The sequence below is a fragment of the Spirosoma agri genome, assembly GCF_010747415.1.
Lineage (GTDB): Bacteria > Bacteroidota > Bacteroidia > Cytophagales > Spirosomataceae > Spirosoma > Spirosoma agri.
The window spans coordinates 73184-79517 of sequence record NZ_JAAGNZ010000009.1; the positions used below are offsets into that span (position 1 = coordinate 73184).

Consider the following 6334-nt stretch of genomic DNA (forward strand, 5'->3'; position numbering starts at 1 on the left):
ACAGTTTCTAACATTGTAAAAAACTATTCAACATCCGCCATATGTTGGGTTGGAAGACGGAATCAAACGTTTACGAAACTAAATTGGAACAACAAGATCATACGACGCTCCCTTCATTCCCGGCGCAACGTCTTGACAGGATTAGTCGTTGCGGCTTTCACCGATTGAACCGAGATCGTTAGCAACGCGACACTGGTTGCCAGCAAACCCGCTAACACGACCATCCACCACTCCGGCGTAATTCTATAGGCGAAACGTTCTAACCATCGGTTCAGACAATACATGGCGATTGGCGACGCGAGGACAATCGCAATGGCCATCTGCCTCAGGAAATCATTCGACAAAAGCATTACAATACTCCGGACAGATGCTCCCAGCACTTTGCGTACCCCAATTTCTTTCTGGCGCTGTTCGATGGCAAAAGTCATCATCGCCAGCAAACCCATGCACGCGATCAAAATGCTCAAACCGCAAAACCATAAGGTAAATTTCAGGGCTTTCTGATCGTCCCGGTAGAGTTTATCAAATTCCTGATCCGTAAACGTGTAAATCAGCGACTCGTGGGGGAACTGTTTCCGAAAGCTGGCCAATGTCGTTTCCAGAGCTTCTGAAACCTGACCCGAACGGGTTTCAATTAAAAAAGAAGCCTGATTCGGCAAATTGGTTCGAATAATCACCGGCGCTATCTTTTCGTGCAGATTCTGGTGATAGAAATCCCTCACCACCCCAATGATTTTTCCCTGATTGAACCGTTTGCCGACCACGGGTGAAGTCAGGCCGAACTGCTTTACGGCAGTTTCGTTAAGGACGACGTTGTCCTGATCCGAACGCAGCTGAGGATCGAACCAGCGGCCTTCACTAAAGTCAAACGGCATTACCTTATTGAGATCTTCATCGGCTGCGTAAGAAATGTACGCGGGCTGAAAATTCGCCGGACGACCGTCCCAGTCGATACCGCCCGAGGTTGTATAGCCGTTATCCACCACCGATGTCATATTCATTCGGACCACCTCCTTGATAGGGGATTGAGCCTGAAGATCTTGTTTCAGGAGCTGCAAACGCGATTCGAGCCGTTGGTGGTAAGCCTTCGATTCGTCAAAACTGGAAATAGTCACCTGTTCCCTCGGTACCTGTACAGTAAACAACTGACGGCGATCATAGCCCTTATGCTGGGTTTGCATGAACCAGAGCTGCCGGTATATACCAATGGTGCCCAGAATCATCACTACAGCCAATCCAAATTGGCTGGTCGTCAGAACCTGCCGGAATGAAGACGATTTTACCCGAAAAAAGACGCTACCTCGAAAAAGGTGGAGCGGATTGATCGAAGACAGCAGCAGAGCAGGATAAACACTGATCAGGAGCAGCATAGCTACCCAGCAGCCCAGCAAAAGACCAGCCGTATGCCATTCCATGGGATTGAATGAAAAGGTACGGTCTACAAATTGGTTGAAGGCGGGCAAACTGGCCGACACCAACACCTGAGCTAGTCCCAAAGCAAGGCCACTCGTCAGGATACATTCGGCGATGATCTGCCAGAATAGCTGTACGCGACTGGCACCGACTATTTTCCGGACACCAATTTCCTTCGAGCGTACACTAGTTCGGGCCACCGACAAATTCACGTAGTTGATACAGGCAGTAAGTAGCAGCAGGGTAGCCAGAAGTATGAAAATCGTTACGGTGGTACGATCACCGTGGGCAAAAGCAGAGACTTTAAATCCATTCTGAAAATGCAGTTCCTGCACTGGTAAAAGACCAGCCGTTAAATTTTTTTTGTCGCGATGAGCCTCATACAATTGGGTAATTTTCCGGGCGGTAAGCGCCACATTCGTGTGAGGTTGCAACCGGACAAAGGTGCGATGAGTCGGGTACAGCCAGTTATTGGCTTCGTCCCGTTTCAGTTGAGTATTGAGTGTGGAGACCAGAGGAAGGATAACTTCAAACTGAAAGCTGGAGTTGACGGGGTTGTCTTTGATAACGGCTTTTACAAGGTAATCAGTCGAATCAATGCGCACACGATGTCCCGCCACCTGAGTGAGCCCGAAAAGAGTTTTAGCTTTCGATTCAGTCAAGATTAGACTATGCGGATGAGCGGAGAACATCGCTAACGTTCCTTCCAGGACTTCGTATTGGAAAAGCTTGAACCAATTGTCATCAACGTAGGCAACATAGTCCTGGGTAAAGATTCGGTCACTGACCTGCAAATTGACCTCGTTGGGTTGAGATCGGGCCATCTGGGCAACCAGTTCAACCTCAGGAAATTGCCGGGTCATGGTAGCGGCCAGCGGATAAGGGCTGTGTTCCCAAAGAGTACTCTGCGTAATGTCGGTCTGCTCCTGATTGGTAACCAGAAACGTGCGATCAGCGTTGGGCTGGTACGCATCGAACCGTAGCTCATTTTGTATCCACATCATGATCAGCAGCACGGCGGTGATCGCAATAGTTAAGCTGCCAATCGTAATCAGGCTATAGAGCTTCTGATGCAGCAAATTGCGCCAGGCTATTTTAAAGTGATTGCGGATCATACGGGTAGGCTTTAGATAACGAACTGACTGCTAACTGCGAAGCTCAACTATTATACCAGAATCATTACCATGCACGCTGAGCAGGTAAGACGCATTTTACCTTACAGTGCTGTACGGAATCGGACAGCTGAATGTCCGAATTTGAAAGCAGCGGTCTGTCCTTTATTTACCCGTTACACCCGCGACAATATCAATCATTGGGAAGGATTGGCTAACGGTTGAGCAGCAGGTCTCGAATTACGATCGGAATGGGTGAGCGTACCAACCGAGGGCAAATGATAATCTATCGGAGCAGTCTGTGTGCTGGAAATGTGAACTGGAGTCTTAGGACAAGCCTGAAGGTGTTCTACTCCCTTGTCTTTGGTTATCATCCTGACCTCCCCTGCCTATCATAAGCATCAACGAACTCCGCTGGCAAACAATATCAATACACAAGTGGATAAACAAATACGCGCAGGCTGATGGTCAGCCTGAGTAAGTCCGTTTTCACCCAAACACGCCATGATCATTCTCAAACGGACGATTCAACATAAACACACGTGACTTTTCAGCCGTCTAGAATAAGCCAACCTACAACCCGGCAGAACCCAACAAACGAACGGGCCGACTGCTCGGGACAAAGAAACGTGTTAAGGCTTGTCTGAAAACACCCGACCAATCGAGTTGCCTATCAAGACTAAGTTGCCCTACTGACACAGGCTGAACCCTACTGAGTGACGAGTTGCTCAGTTTGCTGGAAGTCAACAGCGGACATGTTTGACTAGCCGGGTGAAAACAGGACGCTATCCGATTAAAATCAATCTATGAAGAAAACACTACTACTGAATTTACTAATGCTGTTGACAACCCATTCGATGCTATGGGCGCAGGGTCGTGACATTACCGGCATCGTAGGTATGGCGGACGCAAACGGCGGTTTTGCCGGGGCAACGGTCATCGTGAAAGGATCAACCACAGGTACCGTAACAGACGCAAACGGAGCGTACCGCCTGACGGTTCCCGCGTCGGCTACAGCGCTGCTGTTCTCAGCGGTAGGCATTCAAACCATTGAGGAGCCTATCGGTGGGCGAACAACAATCAACGTGCAACTGCAAACCGATACCCGGCAACTCAGCGAAGTTATCATTACGGCCATTGGTACGAAAGCTGAACGCGACAAGTTTGCCTCGTCTATCACCACGGTGGAGGGTAAGGCCATTGCTAAAACGGGCGAAACGAGCCTGTTGACGGGCCTGAGTGGTAAAGCCGCCGGGGTACTTATTACTCGCAACGGTGGCGACCCTGGCGCGGGTGCTTACATCCAGATCCGGGGGCAAAACACCATCAATGGCAATATTCAGCCCCTGTTTATCGTCGACGGGATGCCGGTCAGCAACGCCAGTGACAACCTCGGTACGGCTGCGGGTAATGGGATCGTTCAACAGTCGCGTATCAACGATATTAACCCCGAAGACATCGAAAGTCTGGAGGTGCTGAAAGGAGCGTCGGCGGCAGCGTTGTGGGGAACGCGGGCGGCCAACGGTGTGGTCGTGATCACCACGAAAAAAGGGCGAGATACGAACGGGAAGGTAAACATCACGTTCAAATCGACGGTTTCGTTCGACCGGGTGAACAAGATGCCCGCGCTGCAACAGACTTACGGGCAGGGCACGGGCGGGCTGTACGTACAGGGGCAGCGGAACAGTTTCGGCGACCGGATTGCCGACCGGACGGGTGGTTTGGACACCTACATCACCGATCCCACGGCGGCAGGTTATCAGGGGTTCGTTACGTTTCCCGACGGCAGCCAGCGGTACGCCATTGCGTCGGGGACAGCGGCCAGTCCGCATGGGGGCAAGAACGCCCGCGACACCTACGACCACACCACCGATGCGTTCCAGACGGGTCATTTCACGGACAACAGCATCAACATCAGCGGGGGCAACAGCCGGTCGAACTTTCTAATCAGTTACGGTAACCTCAATCAGGAGGGAGTTATCAAAGCGTACAGCAATTATCAGCGGAATACGGCTCGCATCAGCGTATCGAGTCAATTTACCGACTGGTTTCGGGCGTCGGCCAACGTGGGCTATACCAAAACCTATTCATCACGGACGCAGGAGGGTGATAACGTCGATGGGATTATGCTGGGTGCCTTGCGGACCCCGCCCGATTTTGACAACGGCTATTATACCGGCACATACACCAACCCAACCGGGCAGGTATTCAACAATGCACACGTTTCGTACCGTAATCCGCTGGGTAAGGATCTGAGCACCATCTATTCCAATCCCATCTGGACGATCAATAACAACCGCAACACCAGCGATGTCGACCGGCTGATCGGTAATCTGGAACTGGACATTACACCCGTGTCGTGGCTGACCATAACGGGTCGCACGGGGATCGATAATTTTACGGATAGCCGGCTGGAGCGTTTCGCCCGTAATTCGGCCCTGCAACTGAACGGTTACCTATCGAAAAACTGGATCACCGAGAAGCAGTTCAACACCGACGTGTTTGCCAGCGCCAACAAGACATTCAGTAACAATTTTAGTGGGTCATTGCTGGTAGGCGTCAATTACAACAGCCGCCGACGGGCCACGCTATCGGATGCCATCACGAACCTGATCGTACCAACGGCCCCCGACATTCTGACCAACGCGCTGAACTCGAACCTAACGGCGGGAAACTATAATTCGCTCATTCGCACGTATGCTTACTACGCCCAGGCGGAGGTTCAGGCGTACAATCAATTGTTTCTGACGCTGACGGGCCGTAGTGAGAGCGCGTCAACGTTTGGCGCTAAAACGGACCCTAGTTTCTTTTTCCCCTCGGCCGCACTGGCCTGGCAGTTCAGCAAACTGGGTGCGCTTGAGAACAGTTCGTGGCTTAGTTTCGGTAAACTGCGGCTCACGTGGGGGCAGGTTGGTATTCAACCACAACCCTACCTGAACTTCACAACCTTCGGTCCAGCCGGGTATGCGGATATGTTTACACGGGGCCTGACGGGAACGAGCGCGCTTTATGGTGGGGGCTACATTCGCAGCAGCGTAGCGGGCAACGATTTCCTCCGTCCGGAACGCAAAACCGAAGCCGAGATTGGCGTTGATCTGCGCTTTTTCAAGAACCGGTTCAGCCTCTCCGCGACCGCCTACAGCAACTACACCCGCGACGTGATTTTATCGCTGAACGTACCGAACGAAACCGGCTATACCATCCGGAACACCAACGCGGCCGAACTCTCAAATAAAGGGCTGGAACTGGAAGCAAGCGCCGACCTGATTCCACGTGGGGATTTTCGCTGGAACCTGTCCGCCAATTATTCGATGAACCGCAACAACGTGGTGTCGCTGGCGGGAGCATCCGTTTATACCCTGCCCGATAGCTACATGCAGAATTCGTCGCTGATACCGGGGCAGCCATTCGGTATTTTTTACTCCACCGATTTCCGCAAAGATGAGTCGGGGAAGTACATACTGGATGCCAACGGGTTTCCGCAGGCGGGCATCAGTAATGAAATCATCGGTAACCCAAATCCCACCTGGCGGGGTGGGCTGGGCAGCACATTCGGTTACAAAGGACTATCGCTGTACGTGCTGTTCGACCGGGTAGCGGGGAACGATTTTTTCAATGGTACGCGGGGGTCGCTTTACAATTTTGGCGTTCACGCCGACCAGGGATACACGGTAGTGGCCCCGGCTGGTGGGCTGAAGGATGTCAACGGCAACACGATTGCGGCTGGCACGGCCTTTCAGGGACAGATTCGGGATTTTGGGGCCGGTCCGGTCGCCATCAATCAGGCATGGTGGCAGGGGCGGGGTTCA

General features: G+C 52.0%; 2 protein-coding genes. One reads left to right on the plus strand and one right to left on the minus strand.

The features are described 5' to 3' along the window. Nucleotides 1–113: 113 nt before the first annotated feature. Nucleotides 114–2528 (minus strand): ABC transporter permease, encoded by a 2415-nt coding sequence (locus GK091_RS28440; protein WP_164044140.1) that lies wholly within the window; start codon nt 2526–2528, stop codon nt 114–116. 803 nt (nt 2529–3331) lie between these two features. Between GK091_RS28440 and GK091_RS28445 the strand changes: the two genes are divergently transcribed. Continuing rightward, nucleotides 3332–6334, plus strand: a 3003-nt coding sequence (locus GK091_RS28445) for a SusC/RagA family TonB-linked outer membrane protein (RefSeq protein ID WP_246202462.1), incomplete at its 3' end; no start/stop codon positions are given.

What these genes read in the sequence shown, in the direction of transcription:
- GK091_RS28440 (WP_164044140.1), bottom strand. Translation starts at nt 2,528, where the DNA reads ATGATCCGCAATCACTTTAAAATAGCCTGGCGCAATTTGCTGCATCAG.